Origin of the sequence: Flavobacterium sasangense DSM 21067 (assembly GCF_000686885.1) — a bacterium.
Lineage (GTDB): Bacteria > Bacteroidota > Bacteroidia > Flavobacteriales > Flavobacteriaceae > Flavobacterium > Flavobacterium sasangense.
The window spans coordinates 25531-40511 of the sequence record NZ_JMLU01000021.1 but is presented as its reverse complement, the minus strand read 5'-3'; the positions used below and the strand labels follow the sequence as shown (position 1 = coordinate 40511).

General features: G+C 30.7%; 14 protein-coding genes. 12 read left to right on the top strand and 2 right to left on the bottom strand.

All coding sequences use genetic code 11. The features are described from left to right. Window positions 1-957, top strand: a complete 957-nt coding sequence (gene metF, locus BP92_RS0109800) for a methylenetetrahydrofolate reductase [NAD(P)H] (protein WP_026725909.1) — start codon at window positions 1-3, stop codon at window positions 955-957. A gap of 463 nt (window positions 958-1420) precedes the next feature. Then, window positions 1421-1810 carry a tetratricopeptide repeat protein gene (locus BP92_RS0109790; protein WP_026725908.1) on the top strand — a complete coding sequence of 130 codons (390 nt, stop codon included), beginning with the start codon at window positions 1421-1423 and terminating at the stop codon, window positions 1808-1810. A gap of 56 nt (window positions 1811-1866) precedes the next feature. On the opposite strand, the gene gldA is transcribed toward BP92_RS0109790, so the two are convergent. Then, the gene (gene gldA / locus BP92_RS0109785) at window positions 1867-2772 is read right to left on the bottom strand and encodes a gliding motility-associated ABC transporter ATP-binding subunit GldA (protein WP_026725907.1); all 906 of its coding nucleotides are present in this window, start codon (window positions 2770-2772) and stop codon (window positions 1867-1869) included. Window positions 2773-3036: 264 nt separating this feature from the next. Here gldA and BP92_RS0109780 point away from each other — a divergent pair, with 264 nt between their 5' ends. The 10 genes from BP92_RS0109780 to aroA all read left to right on the top strand — a co-directional run bounded on the left by BP92_RS0109780 (window position 3037) and on the right by aroA (window position 14237). Further along, window positions 3037-3864, top strand: a complete 828-nt coding sequence (locus tag BP92_RS0109780; protein WP_026725906.1) for a prephenate dehydratase — start codon at window positions 3037-3039, stop codon at window positions 3862-3864. Window positions 3865-3907: 43 nt separating this feature from the next. Next, entirely contained in the window at window positions 3908-4990 is a 1083-nt protein-coding gene (locus BP92_RS0109775) for a bifunctional 3-deoxy-7-phosphoheptulonate synthase/chorismate mutase type II (RefSeq protein WP_026725905.1), read from the top strand. A gap of 65 nt (window positions 4991-5055) precedes the next feature. Continuing rightward, window positions 5056-6711, top strand: coding sequence for a hypothetical protein (locus BP92_RS0109770; RefSeq protein ID WP_026725904.1), 1656 nt, complete (start codon window positions 5056-5058; stop codon window positions 6709-6711). A 117-nt stretch (window positions 6712-6828) separates the two neighbouring features. Then, entirely contained in the window at window positions 6829-7806 is a 978-nt protein-coding gene (rsgA, locus tag BP92_RS0109765) for a ribosome small subunit-dependent GTPase A (protein WP_026725903.1), read from the top strand. A 67-nt stretch (window positions 7807-7873) separates the two neighbouring features. Beyond that, window positions 7874-8326 (top strand): D-aminoacyl-tRNA deacylase, encoded by a 453-nt coding sequence (gene dtd / locus BP92_RS0109760; RefSeq protein WP_026725902.1) that lies wholly within the window; start codon window positions 7874-7876, stop codon window positions 8324-8326. Window positions 8327-8331: 5 nt separating this feature from the next. Continuing rightward, window positions 8332-10230: a DUF3857 domain-containing protein gene (locus BP92_RS0109755; RefSeq protein WP_026725901.1), complete on the top strand. Its 1899-nt coding sequence runs from the start codon at window positions 8332-8334 to the stop codon at window positions 10228-10230. 10 nt (window positions 10231-10240) lie between these two features. Next, window positions 10241-12238 (top strand): DUF3857 domain-containing protein, encoded by a 1998-nt coding sequence (locus BP92_RS0109750; protein ID WP_026725900.1) that lies wholly within the window; start codon window positions 10241-10243, stop codon window positions 12236-12238. Between the two features lie 3 nt (window positions 12239-12241). Then, window positions 12242-12568 carry a nucleotide pyrophosphohydrolase gene (locus BP92_RS0109745; protein ID WP_026725899.1) on the top strand — a complete coding sequence of 109 codons (327 nt, stop codon included), beginning with the start codon at window positions 12242-12244 and terminating at the stop codon, window positions 12566-12568. Between the two features lie 92 nt (window positions 12569-12660). Further along, window positions 12661-12987 carry a DMT family transporter gene (locus tag BP92_RS0109740; RefSeq protein ID WP_026725898.1) on the top strand — a complete coding sequence of 109 codons (327 nt, stop codon included), beginning with the start codon at window positions 12661-12663 and terminating at the stop codon, window positions 12985-12987. Next, complete coding sequence (aroA, locus tag BP92_RS0109735) at window positions 12987-14237, top strand: 3-phosphoshikimate 1-carboxyvinyltransferase (RefSeq protein WP_026725897.1); 1251 nt, start codon at window positions 12987-12989, stop codon at window positions 14235-14237. Before BP92_RS0109740 ends, aroA begins: the two co-directional genes overlap by 1 nt. Here aroA and BP92_RS0109730 read toward each other — a convergent pair. Beyond that, on the bottom strand, window positions 14234-14980 hold the full coding sequence (locus BP92_RS0109730) for a LytR/AlgR family response regulator transcription factor (RefSeq protein WP_026725896.1): 747 nt from the start codon (window positions 14978-14980) through the stop codon (window positions 14234-14236). The genes aroA and BP92_RS0109730 overlap by 4 nt on opposite strands. Window position 14981 lies beyond the last annotated feature (1 nt).

The window sequence follows — 14981 nt, the reverse complement described above, 5'->3', positions numbered from 1 at the left end:
ATGAAAGTAACGGAACATATTCAAAACGCAAACGGAAAACCTTTGTTCTCCTTCGAAATTTTACCACCATTAAAAGGTCAAAACATTCAATCTATTTTTGATAGTATCGATCCGTTGATGGAATTCAATCCGCCATTTATTGATGTAACGTATCATCGTGAGGAATACGAATTTAAAGAGTTAGAAAACGGCTTGCTTCAGAAAAAAGTAGTAAAAAAACGTCCGGGAACGGTTGGGATTTGTGCTGGAATTCAGAATAAATACGAAGTCGATGCCATTCCGCATATTTTATGCGGTGGTTTTACCAAGGAAGATACAGAAAATCTATTGATTGATTTGGATTTCTTAGGAATTGACAATGTCGTAGCACTTCGTGGCGATGCGGTAAAAAGTGAAATTTACTTCAAACCTGAAAAAGAAGGTCATGCCTATGCTTCGGAATTAGTAACGCAAATTAGTAATTTGAATAAAGGAATTTATTTGGACGAAGATTTGCAAAATTCCACTAAAACCGATTTTTGCATCGGAGTTGCAGGTTATCCCGAAAAACACATGGAAGCACCAAGTTTAGATAGTGATATTCATTTCGTAAAGCAAAAAATCAAAAACGGAGCGGATTATATCATTACCCAAATGTTTTTTGATAATAAAAAATTCTTCGATTTTGTGGCCAAATGCAGAGCGGCTGGAATTACAGTTCCTATTATTCCAGGATTAAAACCTATCGCAACTAAAAAGCAATTGAACTTAATTCCACACAGATTCAGTTTAGAGTTACCTGATGATTTAATCATGGAAGTAGTTAAAGCAAAAGATAATGATGCTGTAAAGCAAATAGGTATTGAATGGTGTACCCAACAAAGTAAAGAACTGATAGCAGCTGGAATCCCAGTTTTGCATTATTATTCTATGGGAAAAGCGGAGAATGTTAAAGCAATTGCAAGAGAGATTTTTTAAATTATTAGCTCTTTTTAAAGTTAGGTCTCCTAAGTATTTTGTGCTTAGGAGATTTTTTTTTAAACCAAGTTAGACTTTTATTCGTAGGTGAAGTTAGTGTTTCAAGGACGTTGTTTATTAAATTGTAATCATTCAGATTTTAAATTAACAAATTGTTATTTTAAATGAAAGATGGTTTTTGATTACCTATTTAGTAATAAATTTGTCGACGAAAAGCACATAAATTCGATTAATGACATTTTATTGTTTTTTAAAAGTGAATTTTTTCGAATTTTTCTATTTTTTGATTGTTTTGAGAGGTTTAATTTATGTTTATGCGCTTTTATGAGTTTTTATTTAAAAATAATACAATAAAAATGTTAAATATTTGTTTTAAATTTCCTTTAAAATGATTGTGATTAAAAAAAATATATTTTTTATTAGAAAAATAATTGTAAATTTATACTAACAAAAAACTAAACCCATGAAAAAAATTATCTGTTCATTCGTAATTTTATTCATTTCCCAGTTAACCTTCGCAAATGAATTGGATTCTATCTTAACAAAGGCTAGATCACTTACCGAGAAGAAAAATTATACTGAAGCAATTAAAGAGTATGAAAATTACATTAAATTGTCGAAAGGTGAAAATTTAAAAGACGTGTATATAGAAGTGGCAAACTGTTACTTTTATCAGAATAAAAAAGAGGTTGCCGTAAAATACATCAAAGAGGCCATTACCAAATATGGTTTTACGGAAGAAGATTTCATTTACAATTCGTTGTTGAATGAAAATTTGTCGAGTTACGCACTTTCTGTGGTTTACGATGATTACGACAAACTCAGACAAAAGTATTTAGTGACAGTTAAGTAATAAAGGTCACAATACTTTTAAAATCTCCTTACAGTTTTAGTTGTAAGGAGATTTTTTTATTTCTTTTTTGCTGTTTTTTCTCTAAAAATCTGCTCTAAGTTTTTACTTTTCAATACAATTTGCAAGGTTCTCAAATTATTAGCTTGAGCAAAATCAAATAATGCTGGGCGCATGTCGGTAGTTGAGGTAAAAGTCAATTCCCAAACTAAATCATGCGTATTTTTTGCTGATTTCAAATTTGATAAAGCCGTAAAATCAGATTCAGAAACTTTTTTGTCAAATTCAACTTCAATAATTTGTTCGGCTTCTTCAGCTACTAAATTGTTTAGTTTTTTATCAGTAACAATTTTCCCTTTATCGATAATGATAATTCTATCGCAAATCGCTTCCACTTCTTGCATGATGTGCGTGGAAAGAAAAACGGTTTTATCTTTTCCAATGTTTTTAATCAAATCACGAATCTCGACTAATTGATTTGGGTCTAAACCAGTTGTTGGTTCGTCCAAAATCATCACATCCGGATTGTGTAATAAAGCCGTTGCTAATCCTACACGTTGACGGTAACCTTTAGATAATTCTCCAATTTTCTTGTGACTTTCAGGCGTTAATCCTGTTAAAGCAATTACTTCGTCAATTCTAGATTTAGCAACTTTATGTAAATCAGCATTAAAAGCCAAATATTCTCTCACATATAAATCCAAATACAACGGATTGTGTTCTGGTAAATACCCAACCGATTTTTGCACTTCTTTTTGTGCCGAAGTTACATCGTGTTCGTTCACAACAGCTGTTCCACTATCAGCCGTTAAATAAGTAGTCAAAATTTTCATTAAAGTTGATTTTCCAGCTCCATTTGGACCTAAAAAACCTACGATTTCTCCTTTTTTTACTGAAAAACTAACGTTATCCAATGCTTTTTGGTCTCCGTAATTTTTTGAAATATTTTGAACTTCTATTGACATAGCTTGTAAATTTTAGCAAAAGTAACTTTTTTTAAAAGAACTCAAATTTATTTAAAAAAGTATTTCGTTTACATTTTTTTATTACTTTAGCCAAATATAATAACAAAGTCGCAATGCTTACGAATAGCACATTTTTTTATAACAATTCTTTTTATTTCTTCTGGAGACAGATGAGGGATTGTTGTGCTATTATATAAAGAAAGAAATTTATTTTATAAACATACAATCCCGATGCAAATCGGGATTTTTTTTTGCTCATATATTATGGAAATTAAAATCGCAATTCAAGGAATTCAAGGATCGTTTCATCATCAAGTAGCACATCGTTATTTTGGTGATGCAATTGGTTTGGATGAATGCAGTTCGTTTCGAGACGTGGTCAATAGTTTGAAAACCAATCAATCCGACAAAGCTATCATGGCGATAGAAAATTCAATTGCAGGCGCTATTTTACCAAATTATGCCTTAATCGATTCATACGATTTGCATATTATTGGCGAATATTTTTTAGATATTCACATGAATTTGATGGTGTTGCCTGGTCAAAAAATTCAAGATATCAAAGAAGTGCATTCGCATCCAATTGCTTTGCTACAATGTGCGAATTTCTTCAGTCAATATCCGCATATTAAGTTGGTAGAAAGTTCGGATACTGCAATTACGGCTAAACGAATTCAGGAAAATCAATTGAAAGGAATCGGTGCTCTAGCTGGACCGGTGGCTTCCGAAATTTACAATTTGGAAATTATTGCAAACGGAATTCACACTGTAAAAAGCAATAAAACGCGTTTTGTAGTTTTAAAAGCATCCAATAAAGAAATTCCAAAAGAACTCATCAATAAAGCATCAATAAAATTTGAATTAGATGATACGCCAGGTTCCTTAGCAACTGTTTTAAATGTGTTGAATAATTGTAAATTAAATCTAACGAAAATTCAATCGCTTCCTATTATCGAAACACCTTTTACTTATGCTTTCTTTGTAGATGTGATTTTTGAAAAATACAAACATTTTGAAAAAGCGAAAAAAATAATGGAAATCATGACAACGCATTTCAAGGTGTTGGGCGAATATGAAAAGAGTAAACAATAAATAATTTAAGAATAAATAGTAATTTTACAGTGAAAATATGGTTATGGAAAATAAAAAAGAATTACGCACTTGGTTAGATGATTTTCATTTGAATCATCCATTGGTAATTGCAGGACCTTGTAGTGCTGAAACCGAAGAACAAGTTTTAAAAATAGCACACGAATTGAAGAATTCTGATGTTTCTATTTTCCGTGCGGGAATTTGGAAACCTCGCACACGTCCAGGTGGATTTGAAGGTGTGGGCGAAATTGGATTAAAATGGTTACAAAAAGCCAAAGCTGAAACCGGTTTGTTAATGGCAACGGAAGTCGCTACGGCAGCTCACGTAAAATTAGCATTGGAACACGATATCGATGTGTTGTGGATTGGAGCTAGAACTACCGTAAATCCTTTCGCTGTTCAAGAAATTGCAGATGCTTTGCAAGGAACAGATAAAATCGTTTTGTTAAAAAATCCAGTAAATCCTGATTTATCTTTATGGATTGGTGGTTTAGAACGATTGTATAATGCGAATATCAAAAAATTAGGTGTAATTCACAGAGGATTTTCTACTTACGAAAAAACAAAATACCGTAATAATCCGGAGTGGCAAATTGCTATCGATATGCAAAATCGTTTTCCCGATTTGCCTTTGATTTGCGATCCTTCGCACATTACAGGAAAGCGCGATATGATTCAAGAAGTGTCGCAACAAGCTTTAGATTTGAATTACGACGGATTAATTATTGAAACCCACATTGACCCAGATAACGCTTGGAGTGATGCTGCCCAACAAGTAACGCCAGCAACATTGAAACAAATGTTCATCAATTTACGTGTTAGAAAAGTGTCGGATGATGAAAGCGAATACAACCAAAAAATGGCAAAACTGCGCATGCAAATTGATGAGTTTGATGGTAAACTGTTAGAAATTTTGGGTAACCGAATGAAAGTTGCCGATAAAATCGGATTGTTAAAGAAAGAAAAAAATGTGGCTATTTTACAAAACCAACGCTGGAACGAAATCTTAGGAAAAATGATTTTAGAGGGCGAAGAAAAAGGTTTGAGTAACGAATTTGTAATGCAATTGTTTAAAGCAATTCACCAAGAAAGTATTACACATCAAGAAAAAGTAATTAATAAATAGATTTTTTTAGAAAATATTCTTACATTTTTTGTAATATCGCGCCACAAATCTTTTAATAATAAATAATGAAAAAAATTAATCTGTTTTTGTTTGCTTTTGTGCTTGGGATTCAATTCTTAGTTGCTCAAAACAAAATAGACAAAGTGTCTTTAACTTATGGAGAAGAGTTAGCAGACGATAAACAAAAAATCGTTAAAATCGTTGGAGAATCTAATAACAAAATCTTTGCTTTAGCTATAAAAGGAAAAGATGATTATTTTATAAAAATATTTGAATCGGGTTCAATGAAACTTATTTCATCTAATCCAATTGTAATTCCTCAAATTAGTGACAAAGAAGTTGATTTTGAAGAAATTTTTCTTTTAAATGACAATCTTTATGTAATTGGTAGTGTTTACAATAAAAAAGATAAAATTTTTAATTTAGTTGCCACACAGGTTTCTGATAAAGGTGTTTTAAGTAAATCTCCAGTGGTATTGTTTGATGCTGAAGTTGCAAAAAAATCAAGCAGAGGCGATTTTTATTTCAAGTTATCTCCAGATGAGGGTGCTTTGTTAGTAATGCATACTTCATTGTTTTCAAAAGAAGATGCGGTAAAATATGAAGTAAAATTGTTTGATGACAAAATGGGAACGTTGTTCTCAAATACTGAAAAAGTTAAGTTTGATGACAGTAAAAAAGATTATGAATTTACAATTTCTGATTTTGAAGTTAATTTTCAAGATGATGTTTTCTTAGTAGTTAATGAAAGTTATAGAGATTCAAAAAAGAAAGAACAAATTGAAAAATTTGAAATCCATACTTTCAAAAGAAGTAACGGATACAAAAAGGAAATCGTAAATATTGATATTAAAGGGAAAGAAATTATCAATTGTAAAATGATTTCTACAAATAAAAACACTTTAAAAATTGTTGGTTTTTATTCAAGTGTAAGAGAAAACGGAAAAGCAAATAAAGAACTTAAAGGAGTTTATAACGCAACGGTTGATTTAAATACGAATGCAACTAATGCAGTAAAGTTTAATGAGTTTGATTATGCAACAAAAGTTAAACTATTAGGTGAAAGAAGAGCTAAAAAAGGAAAAGACGTTAAGCCTTTCTATAATATAACAACTATTATTGAAAAAAATGATGGTGGTTTAATCGTATTATCTGAATTTCAGTATGTTTATGTAGGTCAAAGTTCTGGTATTGGGCCATTAGCTGCAACACCTGTAACATATACAAAAAACGAAATTATTATCACAAGTTTAAAAGCTGATGGTACATTTGAATGGGGTAATGTTTTACCAAAAGAGCAATCTGCAACTGTAACTACATTGTCAATTGGATTTGGAATGGCAGGAGGTAACGGAAGTTTTGCAGTTGGTGGTTCAATTCAAATTCCATTAACACAATTAGGGAAAGGTCCTGAATATTTAGGAGCAATTCCAATTTACAAAGATGGGGTACTTAATTTACTTTTTAACGATAACGTTAAAAACAAAGGAATTACTAACATTGATGATATTAAATCCTTAGGTAATTATAACAATGCAGTTCCAGCATTATTCATTTTCGATTCTAATGGAAATATGACAAGAAAAGATCCAGAAGAAGTAATTAAAAATGAATTGGTATTGCGTCCTGGAGTATATTATAGAAAATCAGACAAAGAATTTATTGTTTACTCTTCAAGAAAAAGTAAAGATAAGTTAGGAAGAATGATTTTAGAGGATTAATAAAAGAGGCTACCAAGAGTAGCCTTTTTTATTGCCTTAATTTTCAATAGAAACATTATCTTTGCAAGATATAACGAAGTTGAATCGGTTTTTCAAACTTCTAATTTTTACCTTTTAATGACAGGAATCGTTTATAAATCTACTGGAAGCTGGTACACCATTAAAACAGAAAATGGTGCTTTTTTAGAGTGCCGTATAAAAGGTAAATTTAGAATGAAAGGCATCAAAAGTACCAATCCTATTGCGGTGGGCGATGTTGTAGATTATGATATTGAAAATACCACTGACGAAACTACCGGAGTTATCACGGCAATTCATGATAGAAAAAATTATATCGTAAGAAAATCGGTAAATTTATCGCATCAAATGCACATTATTGCGGCTAATATTGATGTGGTTTTTTTATTGGTTACGATTAATAATCCGCCAACAACTACCAGTTTTATCGACCGATTTTTAGTTACCGCCGAAGCTTATGGAATTGAAGCCGTAATTGTCTTCAATAAAATAGATACGTTTGATGACCCTACATTAGACGAACAATTATATTTACAACATGTGTATTCTTCAATAGGCTATAAATGTTTACGCGTTTCTGCAAAAGATGGTAAAGGAATTGATGAACTAAAAGCGTTAATGAAAGACAGAGTTTCGATGTTTTCAGGGCATTCTGGTGTTGGAAAATCAACTTTGGTAAACACTTTAGAACCAGGATTGAATTTAAAAACCAAACAAATTTCCGAATCGCACGCACAAGGTAAGCACACCACAACGTTTGCTGAAATGTTCGATTTGTCTTTCGGAGCCAAAATTATAGATACACCAGGAATTCGTGGTTTTGGTATTGTCGACATGGAAAAACAAGAAATTGGTGATTATTTTCCTGAATTTTTTGCTTTGAAAGATCAATGTAAATTCAATAATTGTTTGCATAAAGACGAACCACATTGCGCCATTAAAAAAGCATTGGAAAATGACGAGATTTCTTGGTCGCGCTATAAAAGTTATACCCAAATTTTAGAAGGCGACGAAGAACAATATCGCGCCGATATTTACGATGCCGAAAGAAGGGCAAGTGACGAAACCAGAAAATAATTTGTTTTTACGGATTTCCGTAAATTTTTTCTGATATTTTTCATATTTTTGATGTTTATACATTAAAATGAAAGCAGTAATTCAACGAGTTTCCGAGTCATCAGTTACAATAAGTAAAGAAATTGTAGCTCAAATTCAACAAGGTTTATTAGTTTTAGTAGGCATTGAAGATGCAGATAATCAAGAAGATATCAATTGGTTAGCCTCTAAAATAGCAAATCTTAGAATTTTTGGAGACGAAAATGAAGTAATGAATTTGTCACTAAAAGATATTAATGGCGAAATGATTGTAGTTTCGCAATTCACATTACATGCTGCCACAAAAAAAGGTAATCGTCCTAGTTATATCAAAGCCTCTAAACCCGAAGTTGCTATTCCTCTTTATGAATCTTTTGTGCAACAAATGGAAATTGAATTGGGTAAAAAAATACAAACAGGTCAATTTGGAGCCGATATGAAAGTGAGTTTGATTAATGACGGACCAGTAACTATAATTATTGACACAAAAAATAAAGAGTAAACACAATGAAAAAAATATTTTTCCTATTTATTTTTTTATTATCAATTTCTATTTTTTCTCAAGAAAATATTTTTACTACGATACTAATTCCAAAAGAGTTGACAGAAAACGCTAATAGTGTTGTTCGTAATCAAAAGATTGATGTTGAAATCTTTTCTAAAAAAAACATGACAATTAAGAAATATAAAGTTGTCACAGTTTTAAATAGTAAAGGATTGGGAAATATTGATGCGATAGAGTATTATGACAAATCAACCAGTGTAAAATCAATTGAAGCCATAATTTATAATTCTTTTGGGAAAGAAATAAAAAAAATTAAAAGAAAAGACTTTATCGATCAAAGTGTAGCAGATGGTTTTTCTGTTTATAGCGATGACAGAAAACTATTTTTAGACTATATACCAATTGAATATCCTTTTACAATTGTTTATACCAGTGAATTAGAAACTTCTAATACTGCATTTTTACCAAAATGGCTTCCTCTTGATGATTTTTATGAAAGTATTGAAAATTCTTCAATCACTATAAAATATATGTCTGGATTAGGATTTAAGTATAAAGAGAAAAATTTCAACAATTATAATATTTCTAAACAACAAGATTTGAATCAAATTACTTATCGAGCAGTTAATATTGTTGCGCAAAAACGAGAAGAATTATCACCATCTTTTAAAAATATTTATCCTTCGGTTCTATTCGGACTAGATTTTTTTAGTTTAGAAGGAGTTGAAGGAAATGCAACAACATGGGAGGAATTTGGAAAATGGAGATACAAAAGTTTATTATCTGATAACGAAGAAGTTTCTATTCAAACTCAAAATGCTATAAGAGAGTTGGTTAAAGACGCTGATTCGCCAATTGAAAAAGCGAAAAGAATATATGAATATGTTCAAAATAAAACGCGATATGTTAGCATTCAAGTCGGAATTGGAGGGTGGAAACCTATGTTGGTATCAGATGTAGATAGATTGGGTTACGGGGATTGCAAAGCTCTAACAAATTACACTCGCGTTTTATTAAAAACGGTTGGTGTAAATTCCTATTATACTGTTGTATATGGAGGGGAAGAAAAGATAAGTTTTGAGACTGATTTCGTTTCAATGCAGGGAAATCATATAATTTTAGCTTTACCAGTAGCAACAGGTTATATATTTTTAGAGTGTACAAGTCAAACAAGTCCATTTGGATTTAATGGAAATTTCACAGATGATCGTTATGCATTAATTGTAAAGCCCGAAGGAGGTGAAATTGTAAAGACCACCAATTATAATGATTCTAAAAATAAACAAATTATTTCTGGAACATATACTATTGATGCAACTGGCAATTTATCTGGATTTATACAAATTAAGTCTTCGGGAATTCAATATGATGTTGTTTATCCAATAGAGAAAAAATCAAATGAGGATAAAGAATCGTATTATAAAAATAGATTTTCTTGGATTAAAAATTTAAAAATAAAGAAAATCAATCAATTGAATGATAAAGAAAAAATCGAATTTACTGAAGATGTTGAGATGATGGCACAGTCTTATGCAACAATTAGTAATGATTTAATGATTGTGCCACTTAATGTGTTTAATAGATATGTAAATATCCCTCAAAGATATAAAGAGAGAAAAAATTCTTTTGAAGTTTCGAGAGGTTTTCATGATAATGATATAACACAAATTAATTTTCCTAATGGTTATGTAATTGATGGGAAATTTGATAATGTAATAATTGAAAGTACGTTCGGGAAGTATAAACTCATGTTAGATAAAGAAAATGAAAATTTTGTTCTTAAAAGAGAATTTATATTAAACAATGGTGTTTATGATAAGTCAGAGTACGAAAATTATAGAAAATTCATGGAACAAATAGCAAAATCTGACAATTCAAAAATTATTTTAAAAAAAGCTTAAATTAATAATCATGATGAAGTATCCTCTTTTAGTAGTTTTATTTTTAACTACGAACTTATTATTTTCTCAAAAAAGAGAATTAGGTAAAGTAACAATCGAAGAATTGAAAGAAAAATATCATCCAATTGATAGTCTTGCTCCTGCGGCTATTTTATTTCAAACAGGAAAAACTACTTTTCAATATTCTCAGGAAGAAGGATTTTATCTTGTTACAGAAGTTGAAGTTAAAATAAAGATATACACAAAGGAAGGTTATGAATTTGCAAATGAAGCGATACAGTTCTATGTAGGTGGGAATGAAAAGGAGAGTGTTGATTTTTCAAAAGCTTTTACTTATAATTTAGTTGGTGATAAAGTTGAAAAAACTAAGTTGAAAGGCGAAAATGAATTTATTGAAAATGTAAATAAATTTTGGTCTGTGAAAAAGATTACCATGCCAAATGTAAGAGAGGGTTCAATTATTGAATATAAATATGAAATAAAGTCTCCTTACTATTCTGTATTCCCAGAGTGGAAGTTTCAAAAATCGATTCCAGTGAAGTTTTCTCAATATGAAACTAATATTCCAGAATATTTTACCTATAATGTATACAGAAAAGGAAGTTTAATTCCTGTTGAAAGTAAATCAAAAGAAGGAAAAACGATTTCAATTACTAATAAAGACTTGGTAAGAAGTGGGGCAGCAATAAAATATGAGAGAACTAATGAAAGTATTAATTATACTGTAGAAAAAGTAGTTTATACATTAGAAAATTTAAAAGCATTAAATGATGAGTCTTTTGTAAATAACATAGAAAATTATACTGCGGGATTGCAACATGAATTGTCAGGAAAGAAAATGCCAAATAGCATGTTTGAATCTTTTTCATTAACTTGGGAAGATGTGGTTAAAAATATTTATAAAAACGATAATTTCGGAGAACAATTAAATATTACAAATTATTTTGAAAACGATATAAAAGGATTTATAAATGATCAAGATAAAGTCAATAAAATTTTCGAATTCGTAAAAACAAGAATGAATTGGAATGGGCTGTATGGATATAACTGCGATGAAGGAGTTAAAAAAGCTTATCAAAACAAAACTGGAAATGTTGCAGATATTAACTTAATGTTAGTAGCAATGCTAAAATATGCCAATGTTGATGCTGATCCAGTTTTGATAAGTACGAGATCTAATGGTATTCCACTTTTCCCTAGTAGAACAGCCTTTAATTATGTAATCGTCAGAGTTAACAATAATGAAAAAAGTTACTTTTTAGACGCAACAGATAAAAATGCAATGATTAATATCTTGCCTTTAAGAGATTTGAATTGGAATGGAAGATTAGTGAAGAACGATGGTTATTCAGAGATGTTAGATTTAATGCCACAGTTTATATCAAATGATGTTGTAACGGTATTAGCTAAAATAGAAAATGAATCAGAAATTTCTGGACAAACTAGAGAACAATATTTTGCATATAATGCTTATAATTATAGAAATAAATATAGAAAATTAAACAAAGAATCAATAGTTGAAAATGTTGAAAAAAAGTTTGATGGATTAGAAATTAATGATTACGAGGTAACAAATGTAGAGTCATTAAATGAACCAGTAATTGAAAAATACGCTTTTGTGAATAAGAATGAAATTGAAAAAATTGGTAACAAGATATTATTTTCGCCATTAATGCATTTTAAAGCTGATAAAAATCCATTCTTAGTCGAGAAAAGAGAATATCCTATTGATTTTTCATTTCCATTTAAAGATAAATATTCAATTTCGATTGCTGTTCCTGATGGTTATGAAGTTGCTTTTTTACCAGAAACAATCACTTTATCAATGGATAATAATTATGGCGTTTTTAGCTATATTATCAATTCAAGTGCAAATCAAATTCAACTTGTTGTAAATTTTGAAATAAATGTGTCCATTGTTCCAGCGGAAGATTATGTAATGTTAAAAGAATTTTTTGATAGAATGATTCAAAAACAAAATGAAAAAGTAATTTTGTTAAAAAAATAATTTATGAACCTAAAAAATTCCCAACAAGAAGTAGATAATTGGATTAAAGAACATGGTGTTCGTTATTTCAATGAATTAACTAATATGGCTCAACTTACTGAAGAAGTAGGTGAAGTAGCCCGAATTATAGCTCGTCGTTATGGCGAACAATCCGAAAAAGAATCAGATAAAAACAAAGACTTAGGTGAAGAGCTTGCTGATGTAGTTTTTGTAGTTTTGTGTTTGGCGAATCAAACCGGAGTTGATTTACAGGCCGCTTTTGATAAAAAAATGGATTTAAAAACCAAACGCGATCACGATAGACATCATAATAACGAAAAACTAAAATAAGGTAATGGTAAAGAGTTTAAGGTAAAAAAATCACTTGTTGATGTTTAGTTTCCTTTCACATTTTACCCTTTTCCTTTCACCCTAATAAAAACATGAACTGGATTTTACTAATAATAGCAGGATTATTCGAAGTAGGTTTTGCAACCTGTTTAGGAAAAGCAAAGGAATCAACTGGAAACACTTCTTTACTTTGGTACGGAGGTTTTTTAGTATGTCTTTCCATCAGTATGATATTATTAGTTAGAGCAACCAAAGAATTACCAATTGGAACTGCTTATGCCGTTTGGACTGGAATTGGCGCAGTAGGAAGTGTTTTAGTAGGAATTATTGTTTTTAAAGAACCTGCAACTTTTTGGCGCGTGTTTTTTATTAGCACATTAATTTTATCCATTGTCGGATTAAAAATGGTTACGAAATAATGGATTTATTCTTAGAAAAGGCAAAAGGCAAAAGGCAAAAGGCAAAAGTGAAAATCACTGGTAGTAAATCAGAGACTAACAGACTGTTGTTATTGCAAGCTTTGTATCCAAATTTAATATTGGAAAACACTTCCAATTCAGATGATTCGGAAGTGATGTCTAGAGCCTTAAATTCACAACTCACAACTCACAACTCACAACTCATAGACGTTCACCACGCAGGAACAGCTATGCGATTTCTTACCGCTTATTTTTCTATTCAAGAAGGAAAAGAAGTGGTTTTAACAGGTTCGTCAAGAATGAAAGAGCGTCCGATAAAAATTTTAGTTGACGCTTTAAATGAATTAGGAGCCGAAATTACTTATGAAGAAAATGAAGGTTTCCCGCCAATCCGTATTAAAGGAAAAAAAATAACAAAGAATAAAGTTTCGCTTCCAGCCAATGTGAGTAGCCAGTATATTTCAGCCTTGTTGTTAATTGCGCCTAAATTAGAAAATGGTCTAGTGTTAACACTTGAAGGAGAAATTACTTCAGTTCCTTATATTAAAATGACCTTAGCGTTATTGAATGAAATTGGAGTGATGACTACATTTGTTGGAAATAAAATCACAGTTTGTCATGCTGAACTCGTTTCAGCATCTCAATTTACAATTGAGTCAGATTGGAGTTCAGCATCCTACTGGTATTCCATTGTTGCATTATCTGAAATAGGTTTTCAAGTCACACTTTCAAGTTATAAAAAGGATAGTTTGCAAGGCGATAGTGCTTTGATTGATATTTACAAGGATTTTGGTGTTGAAACTACTTTTAATAGTGATAATTCAATTACGATTTCTAAAACAAAAAATTGTCAATTGTCAATTGTCAATTACCAATTAAATAATTGTCCTGATATTGCTCAAACCATAGCAGTTACTTGCTTTGGATTAGGAATAGCTTGTAATTTAACGGGATTGCATACGCTAAAAATCAAAGAAACCGACCGATTAGAAGCTTTAAAAATAGAACTAACAAAATTAGGAGCTGAAATTTCAGTAACTAATGATTCTTTACATTTGAAATCTTCTTCTGAAATTAAGAAAAATATTTCAATCTCAACTTATCAAGACCACAGAATGGCTATGGCTTTTGCTCCTTTAGCTTTGAAAGTTCCAATTATAATTAATCAAGCAGAAGTAGTTTCTAAATCCTATCCAGATTTTTGGAAAGATTTGAAGCTAGTTGGAATTGAAAACTCTGAAATAAACTAACGTTTTATTATCTGAATTTGATCTAAAATAGTTTGCGATTTATCAGGTGAAACAGGAATTTGTGTTTTATTTTCCAATTCAATACTTCCGCCATCTGATTTGTTGAAAGCCGTTACAAAGTTGAAGTTCACGATATACGATTTATGAATTCGTAAAAAGCGAGAATCAGAACATAATATATCTTCGAAGTTCTTTAAGTTTCGACTCACTAATTGTCTGCTACCATCGCTACAAAAAACTTCTGAATAAGCTCCTTCACCTTTGATGTAGATGATTTTATTGGTGTCTAAAAATAACAATGTATTCCCAGAAGGAACCGCTATTTTAGTTAAGCTTTCTTGTTGTAAGTTTTCTTTAAAGGTTATAAAATTTTCAAAACGTTGTTTTTGTTTGGCAACACGTTGAATGGCTTCTGCTAATTCTTCTGGAATGATTGGTTTCAATAAGTAATCGACTGCCGAAAATTTGAATGCTTTTAAGGCATATTCATTATAAGCAGTAGTAAAAATAATGGAGAAATTAATTTCGTTTTCATCAAAAAAGTCCAATAACTCCAAGCCGCTATGACCTGGCATTTCAATGTCTAATAAAACAATATCAGGTTGTTGCTTTCTGATGGCTTTTATGCCTTCTGGTAAGTTTTCACATTCGGCTACTACGGTAACTTCTGGACAATATTCTTGTAAAAGTAAGGCAAGCGAAATTCGTGCTCTCTTTTCGTCGTCTATAATAATGGCTTTCATT